This is a genomic window from Microbacterium gorillae (assembly GCF_000826185.2).
Taxonomy (GTDB): domain Bacteria; phylum Actinomycetota; class Actinomycetes; order Actinomycetales; family Microbacteriaceae; genus Microbacterium; species Microbacterium gorillae.
Window position 1 is genome coordinate 462754 of sequence record NZ_LN648874.1, and the last position, 25797, is coordinate 488550.

Consider the following 25797-nt stretch of genomic DNA (forward strand, 5'->3'; position numbering starts at 1 on the left):
CCTGAATGTGTGTGGGCTTCCATTCTACGGGGCCGGCACGAGGTGTCAGCCGCGGACGTCGATGCCGATCGCGACCGCGAGGTCTCGAGCGAGGAACTGGGCCTGCTGCTCGGTGATCGTGGCACCGGACAGCGCCCGCGGGTCGACGTGATGCTCGATGTCCGCTCCGCGAAGGTCGACGTCGGTGAGCGTGGCGTCGCGCAGATCGAGTTCGCCGACCCGCGTGCCGGGCAGCGCGACGCGCGTGAGGCGAGCGGCCGGCGCGTCCAGCGTCGTCACGGTGCAGCGGTCGAACTCGACGTCCGTCACCGTCGCACGACCGAGGCTGACGTAATCCACGCGCACGCCTTCGCACAGGACCGCATCGAGCGTCGCGTCGCCGAGATCGAGGGTGCCGATCCGGCCTCCGACGATGCGCACGGAACGGAGCCGTGCTCCGCGCAGGCCGAGGCGGGTGACGCGGACGTCGCGCAGTTCGACATCGCGCAGCGCCCCGTGCGCCAGGACGAGGTCATCGCAGCGCACGCCGTCCAGCACGCACTCCTCCAGGGTCGCGCGCGGGGCGTCGACCACGTCCGGGAGACCTCCCCACCGGCGGCCGCCCAGGTCGTCCCCGGGCGTGATGACCGTCGCGTCGATGAACACATCCGGAAGGTCCGGCAGGGAGCGAAGAGGAGCGCGCAGCGGGCGAGTTCGGGAGGCCATCCCGCAACGCTACGGGACGCCGCCGAGGACGAGTCGCGCGCACCGGCGTCATTCGTTGTTGCATGGCGTCCAACAACGGCGGATGGGAGATATCCTGGGAATCTTCCCGTTCCCCGAGAGGTTTCCCGCCATGTCCTCACGCGCTCGCTTCGCGCGCCTGCTCACCGCCGCGGCGATCGCCGCGGCCAGTGCCCTCACCCTGTCCGCCTGCGCCGGCGCTTCCTCCGCCGAGTCCGAGAACGGATCCGCCGACGCGAAACTGGTGTGGGCGATCGAGGGCGCCAACCTCGAGGCCGGGCACATGGACCCGCAGACGAGCCAGCTGGACGTGTCCGGCATGGTGCAGCGCGTCGTGCTGGACTCGTTGGTGTTCCAGAACGCGGACGGCACGTTCTCGCCGTGGCTCGCGAAGAAGTGGACCGCCTCCGACGACGCGAAGAGCTACACGTTCACTCTGCGGGACGACGTCACGTTCACCGACGGCGAGCCGTTCAACGCCGCCGCCGTCAAGGCGAACTTCGACCGCATCATCGACCCCAAGACGGGGTCGGCGCAGGCGGCGAGCATGCTCGGTGGCGAGGACTATGCCGGCACGACCGTGGTGGACGAGTACACCGTGCGCGTCGACTTCGCCCAGCCGTACGCGCCGTTCCTGCAGGCGGCGAGCACCGCGAACCTCGGGTTCTACGCGCCGAAGGTCCTCGCCGCGCACAGTGACGAGCTGAAAGCCGGCGGCCCGGACCTCAACGTCGGAACAGGACCGTTCGTGCTGACCGACTACACGCCCGGCCACGAGATCGTCTACACCCGCAATGACGACTACGCGTGGGGCCCGCAGGGCCAGAAGGCGCCCAAGCTGAAGACCCTGCGAGTGGAGATCGTGCCGGAGCCGTCCGTTCGTGCGGGCATGGTCAACAGCGGGGAAGCGCAACTCGCCAGCCAGCTGCCGCCGAGCAGCGTGTCCGAGCTGAACAAGGACCTCACCGTCGACGTGAAGGACTACCCCGGCCTGCCGTACTCGCTCTACCTCAACGAGAAGCACGGTGTCTTCGCGGACGAGAAGGTCCGGCAGGCGTTCCAGCTCGGCATCGACCTGGATCCTGCCGTCGACTCGATCTTCTACGGGCAGTTCGCGCGTGCCTGGTCCATCCTCGGGCCGACGACGCCGGACTATGACAAGAGCTTGAAGGGCACCGGGGCGTTCGACCCGGACGCGGCGAACGCGCTCCTGGACGAGGCCGGATGGACCGGACGCGATACTGACGGCTACCGGACGAAGGGCGGCGAGCGGCTGTCCGCGACCTGGATCGCCTGGACGCCGGTTCCGGATGACCGCACCGCGTTGGCCAATGCGATCCAGTCGGATCTGAAGAAGATCGGCTTCGAGGTCAAGCGCGAGGTGCTCGAGCCGGCCGCCTACAACGAGAAGTACGGTCCGAAGAACTTCGACCTCACCGACTGGGGCTTCTCCGGCGTGGACCCGGACCTGCTGCGCAGTCACCTCGCCACGGACGGCTTCCAGAACGCCTCGCAGGTATCTGACCCGCAGGTGGACGCCTGGGTGTCACAGGGCAAGGAGTCGACCGACCCCGCCAAGCGGACCGAGGCGTACACCGCTCTGCAGCAGTGGAACGCGAAGCACGTCGCGATCGTGCCGCTGTACGTGCCCGGACTGATCACCGCTCGGGACAGCGCCGTGCACGGCCTCTCGTACGATCTGTACGGACGTCCGCTGTTCTACGACGTCTCGCTCTGAGTCTGAAGGAGGCGCCGTGCGCGCGGTGACGACGAGGCGCGTCCTGCTGCGGGCGGCGTCACTGCTCGCCACCGGTGTCGCGGTGCTGTGGGCGGCGGCGACGCTGGTGTTCGCCGTGATGCGAGTGCTGCCCGGTGATCCGGTGGGCGTGATGCTCGGGCCGACCGCTCAGGTCAGTGAGAACACGCGCGAGGTGATCCGCCGTCAGCTCGGACTGGACCGTCCGGTGCTGACGCAGTACCTGGACTACCTGGGCGGTCTCCTGCGCGGAGATCTCGGCGAGTCGTATCAGCTGCGCAAACCGGTCGCCGAGATCCTCGCCGCCCAACTCGGTCCGACGGTGCAGCTGGCCGCCCTCGCGCTGCTGCTCGCCCTGGTCCTGGCGACGATCGGTGCAGCACTGGGACGGTGGCGGACGCCGCGCGTGATCCTGGCCGGGCTGGAGCAGGTCGTCGTCGCGATGCCCGTGTTCTGGATCGGACTGATCCTGCTGGCGGTGTTCGCGTTCGGGCTCGGCTGGTTTCCGGTCTCCGGGCGCGGTGGCGCCGCTCTCGTGCTGCCTGCCGTGACCCTGGCTCTGCCCACCGCGGCGCTCCTCGGTCAGGTGTTCCGCGACGGCGTGGAATCAGCGGAACGGGAACCGTTCGTGGAGTCGGTGCGCGGACGAGGAGTGGGACCGACGCGTCTGCTGACGCACCACACCGCCCGGCACGCCCTGCTCGGCACCGTGCCGATGGCGGCCTATCTCGTGGGCTCGCTCCTGGGCGGAGCGGTCGTCGTGGAGACGGTCTTCGCTCGTCCCGGCCTCGGTCGCGTGACCCTGACCGCCATCCTGGACCGCGACCTGCCGGTCATCTCCGGTGTCCTGCTCCTGTCCACCCTCGTGTTCGTGGTGGTCTCGCTCCTGTCCGACCTCGTGGTCCCGATGCTGGATCCACGGCGGTCCGTCGGGAGGTCACGATGACGATCCTCCGACGCGCTCTTCTGGTCCTCGCGGCGCTTCTGCTCGGCGTCTTCGTGGTGGCCGCGCTGTGGCCGGGCCTCCTCACGCCCGCCGACCCCTTGCAGACGGACGTGAGCGCCGCGCTTCTCCCGCCGACGGCCGACCATCCCTTCGGCACCGACCAGAGTGGGCGGGACGTGTTCGCGCGCGTCGTCCACGGCACGCGTCAGTCCCTGGGGGTGGGTGTGCTCGCGACCGCGATCGCGCTCGTCGCCGGGACCCTGCTCGGAACGCTGGTCGGCGTCGCGCCGCGGATCGTGGACGCCGTGGCCATGCGCCTGGTCGATGTCCTCCTGGCGGTTCCCGAATTCCTCATCGCCCTGGTCGTCGTCGCCCTGATCGGACCCGGCGCCACCAACGTCGCGCTGGCCGTCACGATCGCCGTGACGCCGGTGTACATCCGGTACGCGCGGGCCCACACCCACACGTTGCGGGCTCAGGACCACGTCGAGGCGGCGCGGCTGCTCGGGCTGAGGTCGGTGACCGTCGTCGCCCGCCATGTGCTGCCCGGCGTGCTGCGCCGGCTCAGCGTACTCGCGACCCTCGGCATCGGAACGAGCATTCTCGCGGTCGCCGGACTGAGCTTCCTCGGTCTCGGCGTGGGTGAGCCGACGCCGGAGTGGGGGCTCATCCTGTCCGGTGGACGCAACGTCCTGGGTCGTGCGTGGTGGATCACGCTGTTTCCCGGCCTCGCGATCACGCTCACCGTGCTGGCGACGAGCCTGCTCGGGCGGGCGTTGCGTGCTCGGATGGAGGCGACCGCATGAGCGGGATCGCGGTTCGGAACCTGACGCTGCGCCTCGGTGAGCGGACGCTGATCGACAGCGTGTCGCTCGCCGTCGCGCCGGGGGAGGTGCTGGCCCTGGTCGGCGAGTCCGGTGCCGGCAAGAGCCTCCTGCTGCGGTCCCTGCTCGGGATGGCCCCGACCGACGCGGCGGTGTCCGCGCAGGAGCTGGCCGTCGACGGCGTCGACCTGCGTGCGGCGAACGAACGGCGCTGGCGCACCGTCCGCGGTGCGCGGGCGGGACTGGTCATGCAGGATGCGCTCGGTGCGCTCGATCCGGTGCGTCGGGTCGGTGCCGAAGTCGCCGAGCCCCTGGTGGTGCACACGACCCTGACGCGGGCGGACCGCGCGGGGCGCGTCCAAGCCCTGCTGACCGACGTCGGAATGCCGGAACCCGCGGTCCGCGCGCGCCAACGTCCGCACGAACTCTCCGGTGGACTCCGCCAGCGTGCGGTGATCGCCACCGCGCTGGCCGCGGACCCACCGGTGCTGCTGATGGACGAGCCCACCACAGCGCTGGACGCGACGGTGCAGCGCCGCGTGCTCGCCCTGGTGCGTTCCCTCGCTGACGGCGGGCGGGCGGTGCTCGTGGTCAGCCATGACCTCGCCGCCGTGTCCCTCATCGCCGATCGCATCGCGGTGATGCGGGACGGCCGCATCCTCGAATCGGGTCCGGTGGCGCGGATGCTGACCGAGCCCGAGCATCCGTACACACGCGAACTGTTGGACGCCGCCCGCCGCACGGCGCCGACGTCGCGCGCCGTCACCGCAGCGGTTCCCGTCCTCTCCGCCGCGGCGGTCACCCGCCGATTCGGCGATCGCATCGCGGTCGACGCGGTGTCGGTCGACGTCCGTCCGGGGTCGATGCTCGGCGTGGTGGGGGAGTCCGGCTCCGGCAAGACCACTCTGGCGCGCCTCCTGCTCGGCGCGGACACCGTGGACGCCGGCGAGGTGCGGCTGGACGGTGAGCTCTGGAACCCGCTGCCCGAACGACGGCGGCGTGCACGCCGGCGCGGCGTGCAGCTGGTGTCGCAGAATCCGCGCGCGGCGTTCAATCCGACGTGGACCCTGCGGCGTTCGCTCGCCGAGGCCCTGGCGTCCGTCGGTGTGCCGCGCGGCGAACGCGCGGGCCGGATCGCAGAGCTCGCCGCTCGCGTGGAACTGGACGCGGCGGTCCTGGACCGACGCCCCCGTGCCGTGTCCGGCGGGCAGCTGCAGCGCGCGGCGATCGCCCGCGCTCTCGCCACCGGACCGCGTGTGCTCGTGCTGGATGAGCCGCTGTCGGCTCTGGACGTGTCCGTCGGTGCGCGCATCCTCACCCTGTTGGAGCGGCTGCGGGACGAGGGCCTGGCGATGGTCCTCATCTCCCACGATCTCCGCGTGGTCGGCCAACTCGCGGACGAGGTGGTGGTGATGCGCGGCGGCGCGGTGATCGAGAGGGGCCCCACCGCGGAGGTGTTCGCCGCACCGCAGCACGCGTTCACCCGCGAACTCCTGGCTGCCGCCGCCTCCCGAACCTGATGCCTGTGTCGGGCGAAAGGGGCGGTCCGACGCGGTACGATGAACCCACGCGCATTGATCCGGCATCACCGGGGAGCACTCGGAAGAACCGGCCGCGGCCGCAGTAGAACCGAGCGGGGCAGGCCCGTCACAGCCGAAGTACGAAGTGGCCGTCCGATTCCGGACGGCAATGCGGGGTGGTACCGCGGTCGCACCGATCGTCCCCGCAGGAGCCAGCAACGAGCACCTGCGAGATGACATGACCTACCCCCGATCAGCCTTCGGCCCCGCCGCCGACGCCGCCACCGTCGACGCTGTCACCCCGAGCCCCCGGTTCCCCCAGATCGAGCGCGAGATCCTCGACTTCTGGGCCCACGACGACACTTTCGCCGCGTCGATCGCGAACCGCGACGGCGCCGAGGAGTGGGTGTTCTACGACGGCCCGCCGTTCGCCAACGGCCTGCCGCACTACGGCCACCTGCTCACCGGTTACGCCAAGGACCTGTTCCCGCGCTTCCAGACGATGCGAGGCAAGAAGGTCGACCGCGTCTTCGGCTGGGACACGCACGGTCTGCCGGCCGAGCTCGAGGCGATGAAGCAGCTCGGCATCACCGAGAAGAGCGAGATCGAGGCCATGGGCATCGACACGTTCAACGCGAAGGCGCGAGAGTCGGTGCTGACGTACACGCGCGAGTGGCAGGACTACGTCACCCGACAGGCGCGCTGGGTGGACTTCGAGAACGGCTACAAGACCCTGGACACGTCCTACATGGAGAGTGTGCTCTGGGCCTTCAAGACGCTCTACGACAAGGGCCTCGCGTACGAGGGGTACCGCGTCCTGCCGTACTGCTGGCGCGATGAGACGCCGCTGTCCGCGCACGAGCTGCGCATGGACGATGACGTCTACAAGATGCGACAGGACCCGTCCGTCACCGTGAGCTTCCCGCTCACCGGCGTGAAGGCGGAGGCCCTGGGCCTCACCGCCGTCCGCGCCCTGGCGTGGACCACGACACCCTGGACGCTGCCCACCAACCTCGCTCTCGCGGTCGGCCCGGAGATCGCGTATGCCGTGGTGCCCGCCGGACCCAACGGTGCAGCGGACGTCGCCGCCGGCGACGACGCGCAGTCCGCGTCCTCGCACCGGTACCTTCTGGCCGAAGCGCTGCTCGGTGCGCACGCGAAGGAGCTCGGTTACGACTCCGCCGAGGAGGCCACCGCCGCGATCGAGCGCACGGTCCTGGGTGCCGAGCTCGCCGACGTGCACTACGACCGCCTGTTCGACTACTTCGCCGACGCCGAGACGTGGGGCACCGAGAACGCGTGGCGGATCCTGGTGGACGACTACGTGTCCACCGCCGATGGCACCGGCGTCGTGCACCAGGCGCCCGCCTACGGTGAGGACGACAAGCGCCTCGCGGACGCCGCCGGCATCCCCACCATCCTGTCTCTGGATGACGGCGGCAAGTTCCTGTCCGTCGTGACGGACGTGGCCGGCGAGCTCTGGATGGACGCGAACACGCCGCTCATCCGTCTGCTCCGCGCGAACGGTCGACTGCTTCGGCAGGCCTCGTACGAGCACTCCTACCCGCACTGCTGGCGGTGCCGGAACCCCCTGATCTACAAGGCCGTCTCCAGCTGGTTCATCCGTGTCACGGACTTCAAGGACCGGATGCTCGAGCTGAACGAGGAGATCACCTGGGTCCCGGAGAACGTCAAGGAGGGCCAGTTCGGCAAGTGGCTCGAGGGCGCGCGCGACTGGTCGATCAGCCGCAATCGCTACTGGGGCTCGCCGATCCCGGTGTGGCGCAGCGATGACCCCGAGTACCCGCGCGTGGACGTGTACGGCTCGTTCGCCGAGATCGAGCGCGACTTCGGACGTCTCCCGCTCGACCACGACGGACAGCCCAACCTGCACCGTCCGTTCATCGACGACCTCACACGCCCGAACCCGGACGACCCCACCGGAAAGTCCACGATGCGCCGCATCGAGGACGTCCTGGACGTCTGGTTCGACTCCGGATCCATGCCGTTCGCGCAGGTCCACTATCCGTTCGAGAACCAGCAGTGGTTCGAGGAGCACTCGCCGGCGGATTTCATCGTGGAGTACATCGGACAGACGCGCGGCTGGTTCTACCTGCAGCACGTGCTCTCCACGGCACTGTTCGACCGCCCCGCGTTCGTGGGCGTCTCCTGCCACGGCATCGTGCTCGGCAGTGACGGTCAGAAGATGTCCAAGTCGCTGCGCAACTACCCGGACGTGTCCGAGGTGTTCGACCGCGACGGTTCCGACGCGATGCGCTGGTTCCTGATGTCCAGCTCCGTGCTGCGCGGCGGGAACCTCATCGTCACCGAGGAGGGCATCCGCAGCGGCGTGCGGGAGTTCCTGCTGCCGCTGTGGAACTCGTGGTACTTCTTCGCGACCTACGCCAATGCAGCGCGGCCCGGTGGCTATGAGGCCACGTGGCGGACGGACTCCACCGACGTCCTGGACCGCTACATCCTCGCGCTTCTGGGCGATCTGGTGCGCGACGTCGCCGCCGACCTCGAGGGGCTGGATTCGACCAGCGCGACCGAGAAGCTCCGCGAGTTCGTCGAGGCGCTGACGAACTGGTACATCCGCCGCTCGCGCGACAGGTTCTGGGTCGGCGTCACGGACGACCCGCGGTCCACCGAGGCGTTCGACACTCTGTACACCGTGCTCGAGACGCTGACCCGCGTCGCGGCGCCGCTGATCCCGCTGATCGCGGAGCGCGTCTACCAGGGACTCACGGGCGAGCGCAGCGTGCACCTGACCGACTGGCCCGACGCGGAGGCCTTCGCCCCGGCGACCGACATCCGCGCAGCGATGGACGCCGTCCGCGAGATCTCCTCCACCGCCAACGCGCTGCGCAAGCAGCACGGTCTGCGCGTGCGCCTGCCGCTGTCCACCATGACCGTCGTGGCGACGGACTCCGCGGGCCTCGCACAGTTCGACGGCATCCTCGCCGAGGAGCTGAACGTCAAGCGCGTCGAGCTCGTCGAGCTCGCGGCCGGCAGCGCCGAGGCCTACGGCATCAGCAAGCGTCTCGTGGTCAACGCGCGTGCGGCCGGGCCGCGCCTGGGCAAGACGGTCCAGCAGGCCATCGGCGCCGCGCGCTCCGGAGACTGGACCGAGGTCGACGGCGTCGTGACGGCCGGCGGCATCGCGCTGCAGGCCGGCGAGTACGAGCTCGCGCTCGAGGTCGCCGGCGGGGCCGAGGGCACCGCCCTGGCGCTGCTTCCGCGTGGCGGCTTCGTGCTGCTGGACACCGTCGTGACCGCGGAGCTCGCCGCCGAAGGACTCGCGCGCGACGTCATCCGTGCGGTGCAGGACACCCGCAAGGCCGCCGACTTCGACGTCAGCGATCGCATCCGGCTGCGCCTGGCGTTCGCCTCCGACGCGGACGCCGACGCGGTGGCGTCCGCGTTCGCGACGGCCGACATCGCCGGCGAGACGTTGGCCACGGCCTACCAGGTGACCGGCGAGGGCGTGGAGCGCCTGAGCTCCGGCGAGGTCGGGCACGCGTTCGAGCACGATGCGGACTTCGCGAAGGGCAAATTCGCCAACGCGGCCGCGTTCACCGTGTCCGTGGCCCGGATCGGAGCGAGCGCGTGAACGACATCGAACGTGCCGACGCCGTCTACAGCGCACTGCTCTCGCGCATGGGGGAGCAGTGGGTGCAGCCGCGCAAGGAGCGCACCGCGCGCGTCCTGGAGCTGCTGGATGACCCGCAGCGCACGTACCGCGTGATCCACATCACCGGGACGAACGGCAAGACCTCCACGGCTCGGATCGCCGAGTCCCTGCTGCGGGCCCACGGGCTGCGGACGGGCCTGTTCACGAGCCCGCACCTGGTCCGCTTCACGGAGCGGATCCGCGTCGACGGCGAACCCATCGCGGATGCCGCCGTCGCCGATGCGTGGGACGAGATCGCGCCGTTCGTCGCGATGGTCGACGCCGAGCTCGCGACCGTGGGCGACGCACCGCTGACGTTCTTCGAACTGCTCACAGTCCTGGCCTTCGTGGCGTTCGCCGACGCGCCCATCGACGTCCTCGTGCTCGAGGTCGGCATGGGTGGCGCGTGGGATTCGACCAACACCGCCGACGGCGACGTGGCGGTGTTCGCGCCCATCGACATGGACCACGCGGACCGCCTCGGCGACACGATCGAGAAGATCGCGACGGTCAAGGCCGGGATCATCAAGCCCGGCGCCGCCGCGGTGTCCGCCCGCCAGACGCCCGAGGCGGCCGCCGTGCTGCGTCGTGTCGCGGCGGAGCAGAACGCCACGATCGCCTTCGAGGGGGAGGACTTCGACCTCGTCCGCTCGCAGGTCGCCGTCGGTGGCCAGCTGGTCACCGTCCGCGGGCTCGCGGGGGAGTACGCCGAGGAGTTCCTCCCGCTGTACGGCACGCACCAGGCGCACAACGCCGCCCTGGCTCTCGCCGCGGTGGAGTCGCTGATCGGTGCGGCGCAGCAGGCGATCGCGGATGACATCGTGGCCGAGGGCTTCGGCGAGACGACCTCGCCGGGGCGTCTGCAGCTGATCGGCACGGAGCCGACGGTCCTCGTCGACGCCGGCCACAACCCGCACGGTGCCCGTGCGCTGGCGACCGCGCTGCGAGAGTACTTCGACTTCGACGAGTGGGGCCTCGTGCTCGGTGTGCTCGCGGACAAGGACGCCGCCGGCATCGTGGACGCGCTGCGTGAGATCCCCGCCCACGTGTTCGTCACGGCACCGGACTCCGACCGTGCCGAGGACCCGGACGCTCTCGCTGACCTCGTCGAGGAAGCGGGACTGCGCGCCAGCGTGCACCCCAACCTCGATGACGCGTCCGAAGCCGCCCGCGCCTGGGCGAGTGAGAACCCCCGCCGGGCGGTCATCATCGTCGGTTCCGTGGTGCTCGCCGGCGAAGCGTTGCGCCTGTCCGAAGAGGAGAACTGGAAGGCGGGTGCCGACGATGCGTCCTAGCTATCCGCTGGCCGCGCGGCTCGGTGCGATCATCCTCGGCTTCGAGGCGATCGTCGTCTTCCTCGGCGGCATGATGGTCTACGGCCTGAACGGCACGCCTCCGGGCGTCCCCGCCTGGTGGGCGATCATCGCCGGCCTCGTGCTCGCGGTCATCATGATCGTGGTGGCGGGCATGTGCCGCTTCCGATCCGGCATCATCGCGGGGTGGGTGCTGCAGGTCGTGGTGCTCGCCTGTGCGGTGTTCAACCTGGCCTTCGTGTTCGTCGCTCTCGTCTTCGGCGGGATGTGGGCGTATGCGATGATCACGTCGGCACGGCTGTCGCGTCAGCGGCAGGACGTGCCCGACACGACAGAAAGTGAATGAGATGGCAACCGAAGAAACCCTCGTCCTCGTCAAGCCCGACGGTGTCGCTCGCGGTCTGACCGGCGCGATCCTCGCGCGCATCGAGTCGAAGGGCTACTCCCTGGTCGACCTCAAGCTCGTCGAGCCGGACCGGGACCTGCTCGAGCAGCATTACGCCGAGCACGCCGGCAAGCCGTTCTACGAGCCGCTGCTGGATTTCATGATGTCCGGTCCGTCGGTGGCGATCCGACTCGCCGGCAACCGCGTCATCGAGGGATTCCGGTCCCTGGCCGGCACCACCGACCCGACGACGGCCGCACCCGGCACAATCCGCGGCGACTTCGGTCGCGACTGGGGCCTGGCGGTTCAGCAGAACCTCGTGCACGGTTCGGACAGCACCGAGTCGGCCCAGCGCGAGCTCGGCATCTGGTTCGCCTGAAGCAGACATGACGAAGGCCCCCGGTGAAAACCGGGGGCCTTCGTCATTCGCGTCAGAGAGTGGCGAGGAAGTTCAGCCGCAGTTGCGCCATCACCGCGATGATCGCGAAGCACACGATGGCGAACACGGGGGTCCACGAAATGAGTCGGTCGCCGGCGGCACGCAGCCGGTCACCGAACACGCCCTCGCGCATGACATGGAAGGTCACGGCGAAGAACGACGGGATGGTCACCGACCACGTGACCATGCACCACGGGCAGAGGGTGCCGAGCACGAAGATGCTCTGGCTGATGAGCCAGACCACGAAACCGATGGCGAACACGAAGCCGACCCAGAACAGCGCCCAGAACCACTTCGCGAAGCGCGCACGCGCCAGCAGTGCGGCGCCGACCACGATCGGGGCGATCCAGCACGCGAGGCCCAGGATCGGGTTCGGGAAGCCGAACACACTGCCCTGCCACGACTCGAGGTTCGCCGAGCACTGCACGATCACGGAGAAATCGCAGCCCGCGGCGACGCCCGGGTCGACCAGCTTCTCGAACTTCTCCAGCGTGAGTGCGAAGGCCGCGAACCACCCGATGACGCCCGCGATGATGAGCCAGATCGCGAAGACCACCGGTGGGTGGATCGACCGGCCGACGGCCACATCGACCTCCTCCGTGTCCGTGATGGGGTCCGTGGTGTGAGCCGTCGTCATGAGTCGAGTATGTCAGCGAGCTCGGCGGCGCTCCTGGGCTGGGGCCGTGAAAGATCGGGCGCGTTCGGGCCGTGCGACGACATGCGTGACGGGTCGGTCTGGGCGATTCGGTGCCGGAGGTGCGATAATGACAGGGATGACCCCGACGGGCCGCGCCCGGATCGGTCATCGCAGAAGACTTCGAGGCTGAAAACCTCAGCGATCAGAGCCGCAGAGCCGGTCGCAGACCATGTGAGATTCGCGGCACCGGCCTACCGGACCGCACGAGATTTCGCCGGGTGACGCGCGGTGTCGCCCCGCAGGGAGTACGCCAGCGATGGCTGAGACGAACAACGAGAATGAAGCCCCGTCGAATGTGGAGTCCGATGCGCTGATGCCGGACACCGGCGCGCTGGGGGACACCGGAACCGTCGCCGACGAGGCGCCGGTCGCCGAGCCGGAAGACGAGACGCCGACCGCGTCCGAACCGGAACCCGCGGCCGTGGCCGCCGAGGAACCGCCCGCTGAGGAGCACGCGCGCGAGCCGCTCACCGCGGACGCGCAGCCGAGCGACGTGCCCACCGACGCCCCGGTCGATGACGCTCGTGGCACGGTGAACGGCGACGAGACGGCGACCGATGCGGTCGGCACGGCAGCGGAGGTCGCCGCGGCCGTCGAACCGGCGCCCGAAGAGACCTCAGCTGAGGACGCTGCCCCCGAAGGGACCACGGTCGAGGACGCTGCGCCCGCTGCGGACACCGAGCCGGCCGCGGCGGAGAAGCCCGCTGAAGCGGACGAGCCGGCCGACGCGGAGGTGCCGAATGAAAGCGCCGAGCCGGAGTCACCGACCGCGGTGTCGCTGGGGCTCATCGCCGAGGAGTTCATCTCCCAGGTCTCCACCACCCTGCACTTCTACGCCCCCGAGCTGACGCCGCTGCCGGCACGTCGTACCGACGAGCGGGACGCGGACGCGGAGGACGGCGGGTCCTCCCGTCGTCGCCGTCGCCGCGGCGGGGCCTCCGCGGACGCCGAGGAGACCGGCGCGCCCGAGCCGCGTCGCCGCCAGCGTGCGGTCGAGTACATCACCGAGCCGCAGCGCATCAAGGGCTCCACGCGCCTGGAGGCGAAGAAGCAGCGCCGGCGTGACGGTCGTGACGCCGGTCGCCGGCGCGCGGTGGTCACCGAGGCGGAGTTCCTCGCCCGCCGGGAGTCCGTCGATCGACAGATGATCGTGCGGTCCAAGAACGGGCGCATTCAGATCGCCGTGCTCGAGGACAAGGTGCTCGTGGAGCACTACGTCGCCCGCAACCAGGACGCGTCGCTGATCGGCAACGTGTACCTCGGCCGGGTGCAGAACGTGCTGCCCTCGATGGAAGCCGCATTCGTCGACATCGGGCGCGGTCGCAACGCCGTGCTGTACTCCGGTGAGGTGGACTGGGACTCCGTCGAGACCGGTAATCAGCCGCGTCGCATCGAGCTCGCGCTGAAGACCGGCGACAAGGTTCTCGTCCAGGTCACGAAGGACCCGGTGGGACACAAGGGCGCCCGCCTCACGAGCCAGATCTCGCTGCCCGGCCGCTACCTGGTCTACGTGCCGGGCGGCGCCATGAACGGCATCTCCCGCAAGCTTCCGGACACCGAGCGGGCGCGCCTGAAGCGCATCCTCAAGGAGGTCCTGCCCGAGTCCAGCGGCGTCATCGTGCGCACGGCGGCCGAGGGTGCCACGGAGGAGCAGCTCACCGTCGACGTGAACCGCCTCACCGCGCAGTGGGAGCACATCGCCGCGCAGGCCGAGAACGGGCACGCACCGCAGCTGCTGCACTCCGAGCCGGACCTGCTGGTCAAGATCGTCCGCGACGTCTTCAACGAGGACTTCCAGAAGCTGATCATCCAGGGCGATGAGGCGCAGACCACGATCGAGAACTACCTCCGTGGTGTCGCCCCCGACCTCCTGGAGCGCGTTGAGCGCTACGAGGGGGAGAAGGACCCGTTCGATCAGTTCCGCATCACGGAGCAGATCGAGAAGGCTCTGGACCGCAAGGTGTGGCTGCCCTCCGGCGGTTCGCTGGTCATCGACCGCACGGAGGCGATGACGGTCGTCGACGTCAACACGGGCAAGTTCGTCGGCTCCGGCGGCAACCTCGAGGAGACCGTCACCAAGAACAACCTGGAGGCGGCGGAGGAGATCGTCCGTCAGCTGCGGTTGCGCGACATCGGCGGCATCATCGTCATCGACTTCATCGACATGGTGCTCGAGTCCAACCGCGACCTCGTGCTGCGCCGGCTCGTCGAGTGCCTGAGTCGGGACCGCACGAAGCACCAGGTCGCCGAGGTCACCTCGTTGGGCCTCGTGCAGATGACCCGCAAGAAGCTGGGCCTCGGTCTGCTGGAGACCTTCAGCGAGCCGTGCGAGGTCTGCGCCGGTCGTGGCGTGATCGTCCACCACGACCCCGTCATCAAGCACCGGTCCGCCGGCGGAAACGGCAACGCCAACTCCTCCGGCGGCGGACGGCGTTCGCGTGGCGGCAACGGCGGCGGCAACGGTGGTGGCCAGTCCTCCACCGGCTCGGCCAACGCGGCGGCCCACGTGATCACAGAGGGCGCGAAGTCGGCGCTCGCGCAGATCGCCGCCTCCACGATGCCCCCCGCCCCGCACACGGAGCCGATCGCCGAAACGCCGGCACCGGCGGCCGAGCCCGAGCGCTCCGAGCGGCCGAAGCGCGCGCGCAAGAAGCGCTCGTCCGGGTCCGGCTCATCCGCGCCGAAGACGGAGAAGGAGCAGCTGCTCGAATCCGTGCTGGACGCCCTGCCGGAGCCCAAGGCGCCCGGTCAGGGTCGCGCGCGGCGCCGGGTGACCACCGCGGCGCTCACGGGCACGCCGGTCCCCACCACGCCGGTGGCATCGGGCGAGTCCGCCTCGGCGGCGGAATGATCTCCCGCGTCACCGTCCGCGGCGTTCGCGGGCGGTGACGCGCAGTCCGGAGGCGATCAGTCGTCGGACCAACTGGTGTCCGTCGACGTGCTCGGCGCCGGCCGCGATCAGTCGCGGCACCATCTCCTCCGGTACGTCGTAGTGGTCCCGATCGAACGCGCGTGCCGGCACCCCCTGTGCGGACGCGAAAGCGTGAAGTTCGGCGAGGTCGCTGTCGCTGACCAGATGCGCCCACAGCCGTCCGTGTGCGGGCCAGCGGGGGTCGTCGACGAGCACGGTCATGTCTCGATCGTACGGTCGTCGCCGAACTCCAAGGCGACACGCAGGGCTCTCCTTTTGCCGAGTGGTGGGAGTATCCGGTAAAGTAGTCCCTTGGTGCGCATACGCGTCGCCCGCCCCCGGGCGGCGTCGAGAGACTTGCAGTCGCATCCGCTCCCTGTGAGCGACCCAGCCGGGGAGTGCAAGCACAGTCTTTGCAGACGTTCCGGAACCGCGCAAGGTTCCCCGAAGAAACAAGGTGGCAAGTGGTTTACGCAGTTGTGCGCGCCGGTGGACGGCAGGAGAAGGTTGAGGTCGGCACGATCGTCCAGCTCGACCGTGTCCAGGCCGCCCAGGGCGAGAAGATCGAGCTCCCCGCGGTCCTGTTCGTCGACGGTGACACCGTGACGACCGACGCGGACAAGCTCGCGAAGATCAAGGTCACCGCTGAGGTTGTCGGCAACCTCCGCGGTCCGAAGATCGTCATCCAGAAGTACAAGAACAAGACCGGTTACAAGAAGCGCCAGGGCCACCGTCAGGAGCTCACGCGCGTCAAGGTCACCGGCATCAAGTAAGCACGGGAGTACACAGACATGGCACACAAAAAGGGCGCAAGCTCCACCCGTAACGGTCGTGACTCCAACGCACAGCGCCTCGGCGTGAAGCGTTTCGGCGGCCAGCAGGTCAACGCCGGCGAGATCATCGTCCGCCAGCGTGGCACGCACTTCCACCCCGGCGCCAACGTCGGCCGTGGCGGCGATGACACGCTGTTCGCACTCGCCGCCGGTGCGGTCGAGTTCGGCGCGAAGGGCGGCCGCAAGGTCGTCAACATCGTCACCGCTGAGTAAGAATCAGCACCTGGATCGGGGCGGGCTTCGGCTCGCCCCGACCTTTTTATCCGGAGGGTTCCATGGTCACGTTCGTCGACCAGGTCACGCTGCACCTGCGCGCAGGTCGCGGAGGCAACGGCTGCGTCTCGGTGCGCCGAGAGAAGTTCAAGCCGCTTGCCGGCCCAGACGGTGGCAACGGTGGCCACGGCGGTGACGTCGTGCTCGTCGCTGACCCGCAGGTCACCACACTGCTGAGCTATCACCACAGTCCGCATCGCACCGCCGGCAACGGTGGCTTCGGGATGGGCGATAACCGCTCCGGCGCGCTCGGCGAGCCGCTCGAGCTCCCCGTTCCGGTCGGCACGGTCGTGCGCGATGAGGACGGTGAGGTGCTCGTCGACATGATCGACGCCGGCATGCGCTTCGTCGCGGCACCGGGCGGGCAGGGCGGCCTCGGCAACTCCTCACTCGCCACGCAGAAGCGCAAGGCCCCCGGCTTCGCGCTTCTCGGCACGCCGGGCTGGGAGGGCGATGTCGTCCTCGAGCTGAAGACCGTCGCCGATGTCGCTCTGGTGGGCTACCCGTCGGCGGGCAAGTCGAGCCTGGTCGCCGCCATCTCGGCGGCCCGTCCGAAGATCGCGGACTACCCGTTCACCACGCTGCACCCGAATCTCGGCGTCGTGCAGGCGGGCGATATCCGCTACACCGTGGCCGATGTCCCCGGTCTCATCGAGGGCGCCAGCGAGGGCAAGGGCCTCGGCCTGCAGTTCCTGCGCCACGTCGAGCGCTGCTCGGCGCTGGTGCACGTGCTGGACTGCGCGACGCTGGAGCCCGGCCGGGACCCGATCAGCGACCTCGACGTCATCCTCGCCGAGCTCGCGGCCTACCCCGTCCCGGAGGGACAGGTGCCGCTGCTGGAGCGTCCGCAGCTGGTCGCACTGAACAAGGTGGATGTCCCGGAGGCGAAGGACCTCGCCGATCTCGTCCGCCCGGATCTCGAGGCACGCGGGTTCCGCGTGTTCGAGATCTCCACGGTGGCGCACAGGGGCCTGCGCGAACTGACGTTCGCCCTGGCCGACCTGGTCGAAGAGCACCGCCTGGCCGTGGCCGATGCGCCCGTGCCCGAGCGCATCGTGCTTCGTCCGCAGGCGTCGGAGAAGGAGTACACGGTCCGGTTCGAGGGCGGCACGTACGGGAACATGTACCGCATCCGCGGCGCGAAGCCGGAGCGCTGGGTCATGCAGACGGACTTCACGAACGAGGAGGCCGTGGGCTTCCTCGCCGAACGTCTGAATAAGCTCGGCGTGGAGGACGAACTGTTCCGCGCCGGCGCCACGGCCGGTTCGACCGTCGTCATCGGAGGCACGGACGGTGTCGTGTTCGACTGGGAGCCGACCATGTCCTCGGCTGCCGAGCTGATGGTGTCCCCGCGCGGCTCCGACCCGCGCGTGAACCCGAACAACCGCCGCACCAACGCCGAGCGCCGCGACGAATACCACGCCTGGATGGACGCGAAGGCCGAGGCCCGAGCTGAGCTCGAGGCTGAGCGCATCGCCGCGAACGAGCAGCGGGACGACGCGGAATGACGGCGCGCAGCCGCGCCGATCTGTCGGGCGTTCGTCGCCTGGTGGTGAAGGTCGGCTCGTCGTCGATCTCGGGGGAGGCGTCCTGGCGGATTCCGCTGCTGGTGCACGCCCTCGCGGACGCCCATCGGCGCGGCACGGAGGTCGTGCTGGTCAGCTCCGGCGCGATCGCGACCGGCATGCCGATCCTCAATCTCGACTCCCGGCCGACGGATCTGGCCACGCAGCAGGCCGCAGCCGCCGTCGGGCAGAACGTCCTGATCTACCGCTACCAGGAAGCGCTGCGTCCGTTCCAGATCCACGCCGGACAGGTGCTGCTCACGGCCGGGGACCTGGAGAACCCGATGCACCGTTCCAACGCGCGGCGCGCCATGGAACGCCTGCTCGGTCTGCGCATCATCCCGATCGTGAACGAGAACGACACGGTGGCCACGCACGAGATCCGGTTTGGCGACAACGACCGTCTCGCAGCGCTCGTGGCGCAACTGATCGGTGCGGACGCACTCGTGCTGCTCAGCGACATCGAGTGCTTGTACACCCGTCCGCCCGGTGAGCCCGGTGCTGAGCCGATCGATCAGATCACGCCGGGGCAGGACCTCACCGGCCTGCAGTTCGGCGAGAAGGTCGTCAATACGGTGGGGACCGGGGGAGCGGCCACCAAGGCCTCCGCCGCCCGGCTCGCGGCCGCCGCCGGAATCGGTGTGCTCGTCACGAGCGCCGACCGGGCCGGCGACGCCCTGGCCGGTGAGCAGATCGGAACCTGGTTCGTTCCCGCTGACGTCACGCCCGGAACGCTCACCGGAGCGCTGGCTAAGGTGGAGCCGTGAGTGAAGAGTTTCCCACGGAGCTGATGGCGCGGTTGCACGCGGCCAAGAACGCATCGCGTGACGTCGCGCGCCTCACCAGCGCGGCGAAGGCCGATGCGCTGCACGCGATCGCGGATGCTCTCGAAGCCGCCGCCGGGCGCATCGTCGAGGCGAATGCCGCCGACCTGGCGCGCGGCGCTGCAGAAGGCATCGGCGACTCGCTGCTGGACCGGTTGCGTCTGACGCCGGAGCGCGTGGGCGCCCTCGCCGCAGCCGTTCGCGACGTCGCCGCGCTGCCGGATCCGGTCGGTCAGGTGGTCGGCGGACACCGGTTGCCCAACGGTGTCGCGTTGGAGCAGGTCCGCGTGCCGTTCGGTGTCGTCGCCGCGATCTACGAGGCTCGCCCGAACGTGACCGTCGACATCGCCGCGCTGGCGCTGCGGTCCGGCAATGCGGTGCTGCTGCGTGGCGGCTCGGCCGCACGCGATTCCAACATCGTTCTGGTCCAGGTGATGCGCGATGCCCTGGTCGCAGCCGGCGTGCCGGCGGACGCCGTGCAGTCCGTCGACGACTTCGGGCGCACCGGAGCCCGCGCTCTGATGACCGGTCGTGGCTTCATCGACGTGCTCGTTCCGCGCGGCAGCGCGCAACTGATCGCCGCGGTCGTGACCGAGTCCACCGTGCCGGTGATCGAGACCGGTGCCGGCAACGTCCACGTCTTCCTCGACGAGAGCGCCCCACAGGACTGGGCGCGAGACATCGTCGTCAATGCCAAGGTCCAGCGGCCGAGCGTCTGCAACGCCGCGGAGACGGTGCTCGTGCACCGGGCGGCGGCGGACCGACTGGTCGGCGACATCGTGCGGGCGCTGCAGGCCGAGGGCGTGACGGTGCACGGCGATGAGGCGACGGTCGCCCGTGCGGACGAGGTCGTCGCGGCGACCGAGGCGGACTGGCAGACCGAGTACCTCGGCCTCGACATCGCGATGCGGGTGGTCGAGGACCTGGATGCCGCGCTCGAGCACATCCGCACCTATTCGACCGGTCACACCGAGTCGATCATCACCACGGACAGCCGCAACGCGGACCGCTTCCTCGCGGAGGTCGACTCCGCGGTGGTGATGGTGAACGCGTCCACACGCTTCACCGACGGCGGTGAGTTCGGCTTCGGCGCCGAGGTGGGCATCTCGACGCAGAAGCTGCATGCCCGGGGCCCGATGGGGCTGTCCGAGCTGACCAGCACGAAGTGGCTCGCGCGTGGTTCCGGACAGGTGCGGGCCTGACGAATAGACTTGACCTGATCTCCTCCTATGAAGTGACCCGAATGGAGTCCCCCATGAACATCTCCTCGCTCATCGTGCACGCGGCCGAGGGCGCCGAGCACGGCGGCAACGTGATGCTGCACACCTTCCCGGCCGCTCTGATCGCGGCGGTGGTGTTCTTCGCGCTGGCCATGGTGACGCTGTCGTACCGCAACGTCGCCAACCGTCACGCGGCCAAGGCCGAGAAGTTCGCGGCTGAGAACGGTCAGCACCCGCACGGGAACGGCCACTGAACCTCTCCATGACTGATTCGCGGCGACCTCGCATCGGGGTGATGGGTGGAACCTTCGACCCGATCCACCACGGCCACCTCGTGGCTGCGAGCGAGGTCGCGCAGGGGTTCGATCTCGACGAGGTCGTGTTCGTTCCGACCGGTCATCCCTGGCAGAAGACCGGGGTCAGCGACAGCGAAGACCGGTACCTGATGACGGTCGTCGCCACGGCGTCCAACCCCCGCTTCACCGTGAGTCGCGTGGACATCGATCGGACGGGCCCGACCTACACGATCGACACCCTCCGGGATCTGCACGCCCAGCGCCCCGACGCCGAGCTGTTCTTCATCACCGGCGCCGACGCCATCGCCCAGATTCTCAGCTGGCGGGACCATGATGAGTTGTGGGATCTGGCGCACTTCGTCGCGGTTTCCCGGCCCGGCCACGTGCTGACGACTGAGGGTCTGCCGACGGAGAACGTGAGCCAACTGGAGATCCCCGCCCTGGCGATCTCATCCACGGACTGCCGCGAGCGGGTGGAGAACGGCCACCCGGTGTGGTACCTCGTTCCCGACGGGGTCGTCCAATACATTGCGAAGCATCATCTGTATCGGAGCAACGCATGACCACCACCGAGCACAACGAACCGCAGCTGACGCGCCGCCAGTTGCGTGAGCTTCGGCTGACGGGTCAGACGCCCGTCGTCCAGACCGCGGACACCCCCGTTCCCGCGGAGAACGCCGAACCCACGCCGCCGCGCCGCGATGCACCGGAACCGGCTGCCACCGCGACGGAAACGGCCCAGGAAACGGCCGAGCCCGCGGCTCCGCTGCCTCGCGCCGTGGAGACTGAGGTGCCGTCAGCACCGGAGGTTCCGCAGGCGGACGAGAGCGCGCCCGAGGATCACCCGCTGACGCGTCGCGAGGCGCGCGAGCTCGAGCGAGCTCGAACGGCGTCGCTCGCGGTCAGCGAAGAGGTCTCCACCCCGGCGGAGGACCGCGAACCGACACCGCCTCCGGCGCGCGATTCCGCCGAGCCGGCATCGGCCTGGGCACCGCCCGCCGCGCCCGTAGAGGACGCTGAGGCTGAGGCTGAGGCTGCCGCGGTTGTCGAGGAGGCACCGTCCGAGCCCGTCGCTTCCGCACCGAGCACGGGCGACGAGTGGTGGCGCACCGCTCCGGCGACCGGGGCCATCCAGATCCACCGTGCGGCCACGGCCGAGGAACCGACGGCGCCGAACGCAGACGCCGCATCCGGCGACGAGTGGTGGCGCACGGCCCCGGCGACCGGTGCGATCCAGATCCACCGTGCCGCGGCTGAGGAAGTGCGTGCTCCCGAGCCCGCACCGGTGCGCGAGACCGCGCACGTGGTCGCGGCGCCGACGACGGACGACGACGGCGTGTCCGAGGGCAAGCCGACCGTGAACGCCGATTTCGGTGCCGAAGTGCTCGCTGAGGCGACCGCCACGGTGCCGCCGGCCGGAACGACGTCGTTCGATGACCTGCTCACCCGCGATTCCGCTTCGTCGGGAAGCACCGCGAGCGGAAGCACGCTGATCCTCAACGACAGCGCGATGCCGCTCCTGACCGCCCCGGTCACCTCGAGCGGTGAGCGGCTGGTCACGGGCACCTTCAATCTCCCGGATTCCTTCGGTTCGCAGGGGCACAGCCCCGGGACCACCGACGGCAAAGACGTCGATGCGGTCCTGATCGATGGCGAGCTGCCGCCGGCGTCCTCCCCGACGCCGATCGCGGCGACCGCTGCGGTCAGCCAGGCGAAGGCACCGGGCGAGATCATCAAGGCGCCGGCACCCGAGAAGAGCAACAAGCTCATGCTCGTGCTGGCCATCACCGCAGGAGCCCTGGCGCTCGCCCTCGGCGGCGTCATCGTCGTGGCCCTGCTGAACGGAGCATTCCAGTGACAGCCACCGACCTGGCGAAGAACATGGTCCAGATCGCGGCCGAGGCCGCAGACGCGAAGGGTGGCGTGGACATCGTCGCGCTCGACGTGTCCGAGCCCCTGCCGTTCACGGACGCGTTCGTCATCATCACCGGCCGCAACGAGCGCAACGTCGCCGCCATCGCCGACGAGATCGAGGACAAGCTGCTCGAAGCAGGGCACAAGCGCCTGCGCCGTGAGGGCCGGGTGGACGCGCGCTGGGTCCTGCTGGACTTCGGTGACATCGTGGCGCACGTGTTCCACGAGCAGGAGCGCACGTACTACGACCTCGAGCGCCTCTGGAAGGACTGCCCGACCATCGCCTTCACGCTTCCTGAGCCGGTCGAGCTGCCCGCCTGAGGCCCCCGCTGTCCGGACCACTCCCTCAGCTGTAGTAGGCTTGGGGGAGTTGGCCGGAAGGCCGGCGAAAACAGAATACGGGCCTGTGGCGCAGCTGGTAGCGCACCTGCATGGCATGCAGGGGGTCAGGGGTTCGAGTCCCCTCAGGTCCACCGAATCACGAGAAGAGCCCCGGTTTCCGGGGCTCTTCTCGTTCCGGCCGGGGAGCGTTCGTCGGCGCGTGACTGCTGGGGTGCTCTTGCCGCTCGCCGGCAGCGCTGCGTGCCGGACGCTTTGCCGGCTTCGCCCCCGCCCGACCACGCCGAGAGCGCACCGGGCGCCGGGCAGGGTTACGACGCGGAGCGAGCCGACATCGTTCGCGCGGATTCCCACGGGCGCCCGGCGCAGGACATCGGGACGGTGAAGGGGCCCTGCGTGTGCAGGGCCCCTTCTTGGCCGGCCGATCACCGGCCGTGGCTCACGTCAGGAGGCCGGACCGACTCAGTGCTGGTCGGATCCCTGCCACCGAACCGTCACCGTGTCGCGCGGCGCCGCATCCCGAGCACCAGGCCACCCACGGCCACGAGAGCCAGGGCACTGAGCCCGAACGGGGTGAGGTCGCTGGTACCCGTCGTCGGCAGCGAGGGCTTGGACGGTGGCGTCGACGTCGGCGCTGGAACCGGCGGGACCGATGCGGTGGAGGTCGGCGTCGGCGTCACCGTAGGTGTCGGCGTGGCCGTCTCGGTCGGCGTGGGCGTCGGGGTCGGCGTGGGCGGCTCGGGCGGCGGGGGCGGCGGGGGTGGGGGGGGCCGCGTGGGCGGCGGGGGGGGGCGGGGTGGGGGGGGCGGTGGGCGTGGGCGTGGGGGTCGGCGTGGGCGTGGGCGTCGGGGTGGCCGTCGGGGTCGGCGTGGGCGTCGGTGTCGGCGTGGCCGTCGCGGTCGGTGTCGGCGTGGCCGTCTCGGTCGGCGTCGGGGTAGGCGTCGGTGTGGGCGTCGGCGTCGGCGTAGGCGTCGGCTCGACCGGGCACTGCTCCTTGGTGAAGGTGAAAGTCCACTCCGTGGGTCCCTCGAGTGTCACGCCCTTCTGCGGGATCGCGGTCACCGTGACGGATTCCGCATTCGCGGGGTGGTCACCGGCACTGACGACGGTTCCGTCGATCGCGTAGTCGACGCCCTCCGTCTCCGGGATTCGCACGTAGTCGTCGGTCGGTGCGCCGCCGGCGGGCTCGCACACGTCGCTCGAGGTCGGTGCGGTCGGCGTGACGGTGCACAGGTCCTGAAGGTCGGACTCGACCGTGTACCCGTTCCATTGCGTCTCATCCCAGCCGTGCGGTTCCGTGAAGTCCGCGTTGTACCAGTCGCCCAGCACCGGCTTGTCGCCGCCTTCCAGGATGTGGATCACGTCCACCTGGACGGTGATCCGGCCGCACAGCGCCACCGGGAACGCCTCCGGGTTGTCCGTCGGGTTCAGCACGGCGGCCGGTTCGGTGTCCGACATCTCGAAGTAGATGAGTTGCTGCGGCCCGCCCCACTGCGAGCCGGGCCGGTCGTACGCGAACACCGCGTTCATCCACTCCTGCTCAGGTGCGGCCTCCTCGGCCAGGGCAGGCGTCGCGATCGCGGCAGGGATCGCCAGCGCGGCGATCACCGCCCCCACGCGCGCCCAAGGTGAGAGCTTCATGAAATATTTCCCCTTCGTGGTTTCCCGGCGCGCCAACCGACCCCTACGAGACTCCGTAGCGGAAGAACCCGCGGACGGGGAGATCCCCATCTCCTCCGCGGGACGACACAGGACGCGTCGAGAAAATGCTAACGATTCACATTCCGAGGCGTCAATGATGTGACAGTGAGCAAGTTCTCACACTGTGTCTCGGAATCGAGCCCGACTATCGTGGAGCGCATGGCGCGCATCCTGATCTTCGGCGGGCACGGTCGAGTGGCACTTCTCACGGCCGCGGTGCTGACGCAGGGCGGGGACAGCGTCACGGCGGTGATCAGGAACCCCGATCATCGCCGAGACGTGTCCGACGCGGGAGCGGAGCCGCTGGTCCTCGACCTCGAAGCGGCGGAGGTGGCCGACCTGGCGGCCGCGATCCGCGGGCACGACGCCGTGATCTGGTCGGCGGGTGCCGGCGGTGGGGATGCGCGGCGAACCGCGGCCGTGGACCACGCTGCGGCCCTGCGAAGCATGGCGGCGGCCACCGCCGCGGAGGTTTCGCGGTACGTCATGGTGTCGTACTTCCGATCCGGTGCGGATGACGCAGTGCCGGCCGGCGATCCGTTCCGGCCGTATGCCGACGCGAAGGCCGCCGCGGATGACGCGTTGCGCGCCACCGCACTGGACTGGACCGTCCTCGGTCCGAGCCGCCTCACGGACGATGCTCCGATCGGCCGCATCGACGTCGCAAGTGCGGCATCGACGACCGTCGCCCGTGGCGACGTCGCCGCCGTGATCGCCACTTCGCTCCGGGCGCCGGCCACGTTCCGACGTACGATCCGCTTCAACACCGGCGCGACGCCGATCCCCGAGGCGCTGGGGGTGTGAGCGCGCCCCGCAGCGGACGCGCCCGGGATACCCTCCGAGTCGGGCCCGACGCTCAGCGTGTTGTAGGCTGTTCCCGTCGGTTCGAGAGCCGATGCCCATCCGGGCCTGTGGCGCAGCTGGTAGCGCACCTGCATGGCATGCAGGGGGTCAGGGGTTCGAGTCCCCTCAGGTCCACCAATATTCATCAGAAGCCCCGATTCGTCGGGTCTTCTTTCGTTTGACCCGTGGGTGACTCACCCCGCCCACGCTGACAGTGACCTCTCCAGCGACGCGAGCCGCGTGGCGGGCGAGCCGGACAGTTCCAGCACGCGGAGGTCGTCGCCGACCAGGTCAGGATCGTCCAGGAGGTCCAGCAGCACGTCGTTCATGCTGACCCGGAGCGCGGGTTCCTCGTCTGCGGGGGCGCTGATCGCATCGGCGGGAACGAGCGGGAGAACGACGAGCACATCAACGGTCTGCAGCGCGCGGCCGGTCAGGTCCATCGCCCGCAGGAGCGTTTCACGGGCCGGTGCCCGGCCGCGGAGCTCTCCCCAGGCGAGGAGGTAAGCGAGGAAATCCAGAGGACAGCGTTCGGCGATGAAGGGGCCGGAGGGTGGGTCGCTGATCAGCCGATGGGCTGCGCCGTTCAACTGTGCGACGAAGGACGTCACGCCGGGAGAGTCCCACGACTCGTCGATGTCCTCGAACGGGTCCGCGAGCACGGCGTACTCCGGATGGCGCAACGCGAAGTCCGAGATCAGAGTGCTCTTCCCGCTGGCGTGAGTGCCCGACACGACGATGCGCATGGGGTGAGGGTAGCGCCCTGCACCCGGCGGATCCGTGATTACCTCGAGGTGGGCGC

25 protein-coding genes and 2 tRNA genes are annotated in these 25797 nt (G+C 69.7%); 22 read left to right on the forward strand and 5 right to left on the reverse strand.

What is annotated here, in order from left to right; all coding sequences use genetic code 11:
- Positions 1-45: 45 nt before the first annotated feature.
- Positions 46-705: a pentapeptide repeat-containing protein gene (locus BN1193_RS08170; RefSeq protein WP_141396653.1), complete on the reverse strand. Its 660-nt coding sequence runs from the start codon at positions 703-705 to the stop codon at positions 46-48.
- 130 nt (positions 706-835) lie between these two features.
- Here BN1193_RS08170 and BN1193_RS08175 point away from each other — a divergent pair, with 130 nt between their 5' ends.
- The 8 genes from BN1193_RS08175 to ndk all read left to right on the forward strand — a co-directional run bounded on the left by BN1193_RS08175 (position 836) and on the right by ndk (position 11519).
- Positions 836-2461 carry an ABC transporter substrate-binding protein gene (locus tag BN1193_RS08175; RefSeq protein WP_040165379.1) on the forward strand — a complete coding sequence of 542 codons (1626 nt, stop codon included), beginning with the start codon at positions 836-838 and terminating at the stop codon, positions 2459-2461.
- Between the two features lie 16 nt (positions 2462-2477).
- Positions 2478-3425, forward strand: a complete 948-nt coding sequence (locus BN1193_RS08180; protein ID WP_230206450.1) for an ABC transporter permease — start codon at positions 2478-2480, stop codon at positions 3423-3425.
- Positions 3422-4231: an ABC transporter permease gene (locus tag BN1193_RS08185; protein WP_040165380.1), complete on the forward strand. Its 810-nt coding sequence runs from the start codon at positions 3422-3424 to the stop codon at positions 4229-4231. The genes BN1193_RS08180 and BN1193_RS08185 overlap by 4 nt, the downstream gene beginning before the upstream one ends.
- The gene (locus BN1193_RS08190) at positions 4228-5769 is read left to right on the forward strand and encodes an ATP-binding cassette domain-containing protein (RefSeq protein ID WP_040165382.1); all 1542 of its coding nucleotides are present in this window, start codon (positions 4228-4230) and stop codon (positions 5767-5769) included. The genes BN1193_RS08185 and BN1193_RS08190 overlap by 4 nt, the downstream gene beginning before the upstream one ends.
- A gap of 238 nt (positions 5770-6007) precedes the next feature.
- A complete protein-coding gene (ileS, locus tag BN1193_RS08195; protein WP_040165732.1) occupies positions 6008-9382 on the forward strand; it encodes an isoleucine--tRNA ligase in 3375 nt (1124 codons plus the stop codon).
- Positions 9379-10737, forward strand: coding sequence for a bifunctional folylpolyglutamate synthase/dihydrofolate synthase (locus BN1193_RS08200; protein ID WP_040165384.1), 1359 nt, complete (start codon positions 9379-9381; stop codon positions 10735-10737). The genes ileS and BN1193_RS08200 overlap by 4 nt, the downstream gene beginning before the upstream one ends.
- On the forward strand, positions 10727-11101 hold the full coding sequence (locus BN1193_RS08205; protein ID WP_052460592.1) for a DUF4233 domain-containing protein: 375 nt from the start codon (positions 10727-10729) through the stop codon (positions 11099-11101). Before BN1193_RS08200 ends, BN1193_RS08205 begins: the two co-directional genes overlap by 11 nt.
- 1 nt (position 11102) lies before the next feature.
- Positions 11103-11519 (forward strand): nucleoside-diphosphate kinase, encoded by a 417-nt coding sequence (gene ndk / locus BN1193_RS08210; RefSeq protein WP_040165386.1) that lies wholly within the window; start codon positions 11103-11105, stop codon positions 11517-11519.
- A 52-nt stretch (positions 11520-11571) separates the two neighbouring features.
- Here ndk and BN1193_RS08215 read toward each other — a convergent pair whose 3' ends face one another.
- Positions 11572-12216 (reverse strand): vitamin K epoxide reductase family protein, encoded by a 645-nt coding sequence (locus tag BN1193_RS08215; protein ID WP_094770350.1) that lies wholly within the window; start codon positions 12214-12216, stop codon positions 11572-11574.
- A 316-nt stretch (positions 12217-12532) separates the two neighbouring features.
- Here BN1193_RS08215 and BN1193_RS08220 point away from each other — a divergent pair, with 316 nt between their 5' ends.
- A complete protein-coding gene (locus tag BN1193_RS08220) occupies positions 12533-15127 on the forward strand; it encodes an Rne/Rng family ribonuclease (RefSeq protein ID WP_040165387.1) in 2595 nt (864 codons plus the stop codon).
- Positions 15128-15136: 9 nt separating this feature from the next.
- Here BN1193_RS08220 and BN1193_RS08225 read toward each other — a convergent pair whose 3' ends face one another.
- Complete coding sequence (locus BN1193_RS08225) at positions 15137-15409, reverse strand: DUF4031 domain-containing protein (protein ID WP_040165390.1); 273 nt, start codon at positions 15407-15409, stop codon at positions 15137-15139.
- Between the two features lie 242 nt (positions 15410-15651).
- Between BN1193_RS08225 and rplU the strand changes: the two genes are divergently transcribed.
- From rplU to BN1193_RS08275, 10 genes are all read left to right on the forward strand, one after another.
- A complete protein-coding gene (gene rplU, locus BN1193_RS08230) occupies positions 15652-15960 on the forward strand; it encodes a 50S ribosomal protein L21 (protein ID WP_040165392.1) in 309 nt (102 codons plus the stop codon).
- Positions 15961-15978: 18 nt separating this feature from the next.
- Positions 15979-16233 carry a 50S ribosomal protein L27 gene (rpmA, locus tag BN1193_RS08235; protein WP_040165393.1) on the forward strand — a complete coding sequence of 85 codons (255 nt, stop codon included), beginning with the start codon at positions 15979-15981 and terminating at the stop codon, positions 16231-16233.
- A 62-nt stretch (positions 16234-16295) separates the two neighbouring features.
- Positions 16296-17801: a GTPase ObgE gene (gene obgE / locus BN1193_RS08240; RefSeq protein WP_040165394.1), complete on the forward strand. Its 1506-nt coding sequence runs from the start codon at positions 16296-16298 to the stop codon at positions 17799-17801.
- The gene (gene proB, locus BN1193_RS08245) at positions 17798-18625 is read left to right on the forward strand and encodes a glutamate 5-kinase (protein ID WP_040165395.1); all 828 of its coding nucleotides are present in this window, start codon (positions 17798-17800) and stop codon (positions 18623-18625) included. Before obgE ends, proB begins: the two co-directional genes overlap by 4 nt.
- A 23-nt stretch (positions 18626-18648) precedes the next feature.
- Positions 18649-19884, forward strand: a complete 1236-nt coding sequence (locus BN1193_RS08250; RefSeq protein WP_040165396.1) for a glutamate-5-semialdehyde dehydrogenase — start codon at positions 18649-18651, stop codon at positions 19882-19884.
- A 53-nt stretch (positions 19885-19937) separates the two neighbouring features.
- A complete protein-coding gene (locus BN1193_RS08255; RefSeq protein ID WP_040165397.1) occupies positions 19938-20156 on the forward strand; it encodes a hypothetical protein in 219 nt (72 codons plus the stop codon).
- 8 nt (positions 20157-20164) lie between these two features.
- Positions 20165-20761: a nicotinate-nucleotide adenylyltransferase gene (gene nadD / locus BN1193_RS08260; RefSeq protein WP_040165398.1), complete on the forward strand. Its 597-nt coding sequence runs from the start codon at positions 20165-20167 to the stop codon at positions 20759-20761.
- Positions 20758-22056, forward strand: coding sequence for a hypothetical protein (locus tag BN1193_RS08265; RefSeq protein ID WP_040165399.1), 1299 nt, complete (start codon positions 20758-20760; stop codon positions 22054-22056). The genes nadD and BN1193_RS08265 overlap by 4 nt, the downstream gene beginning before the upstream one ends.
- The gene (gene rsfS / locus BN1193_RS08270; protein ID WP_040165400.1) at positions 22053-22433 is read left to right on the forward strand and encodes a ribosome silencing factor; all 381 of its coding nucleotides are present in this window, start codon (positions 22053-22055) and stop codon (positions 22431-22433) included. The genes BN1193_RS08265 and rsfS overlap by 4 nt, the downstream gene beginning before the upstream one ends.
- A 79-nt stretch (positions 22434-22512) precedes the next feature.
- Positions 22513-22585: transfer RNA gene (locus BN1193_RS08275), tRNA-Ala, on the forward strand.
- A 360-nt stretch (positions 22586-22945) separates the two neighbouring features.
- Here the strand turns inward: BN1193_RS08275 and BN1193_RS18565 are convergent.
- A complete protein-coding gene (locus BN1193_RS18565) occupies positions 22946-23131 on the reverse strand; it encodes an LPXTG cell wall anchor domain-containing protein (protein ID WP_094770352.1) in 186 nt (61 codons plus the stop codon).
- Positions 23132-23271: 140 nt separating this feature from the next.
- On the opposite strand from BN1193_RS18565, the gene BN1193_RS18570 reads away from it, so the two are divergent.
- From BN1193_RS18570 to BN1193_RS08300, 3 genes are all read left to right on the forward strand, one after another.
- The gene (locus BN1193_RS18570) at positions 23272-23577 is read left to right on the forward strand and encodes a hypothetical protein (RefSeq protein ID WP_195907834.1); all 306 of its coding nucleotides are present in this window, start codon (positions 23272-23274) and stop codon (positions 23575-23577) included.
- 734 nt (positions 23578-24311) lie between these two features.
- The gene (locus tag BN1193_RS08295) at positions 24312-24956 is read left to right on the forward strand and encodes an NAD(P)H-binding protein (RefSeq protein WP_040165402.1); all 645 of its coding nucleotides are present in this window, start codon (positions 24312-24314) and stop codon (positions 24954-24956) included.
- A gap of 101 nt (positions 24957-25057) precedes the next feature.
- Positions 25058-25133 (forward strand) — tRNA-Ala (locus BN1193_RS08300).
- A gap of 56 nt (positions 25134-25189) precedes the next feature.
- Here BN1193_RS08300 and BN1193_RS08305 read toward each other — a convergent pair.
- On the reverse strand, positions 25190-25741 hold the full coding sequence (locus BN1193_RS08305) for a DEAD/DEAH box helicase family protein (RefSeq protein ID WP_040165403.1): 552 nt from the start codon (positions 25739-25741) through the stop codon (positions 25190-25192).
- Positions 25742-25797: the final 56 nt, after the last annotated feature.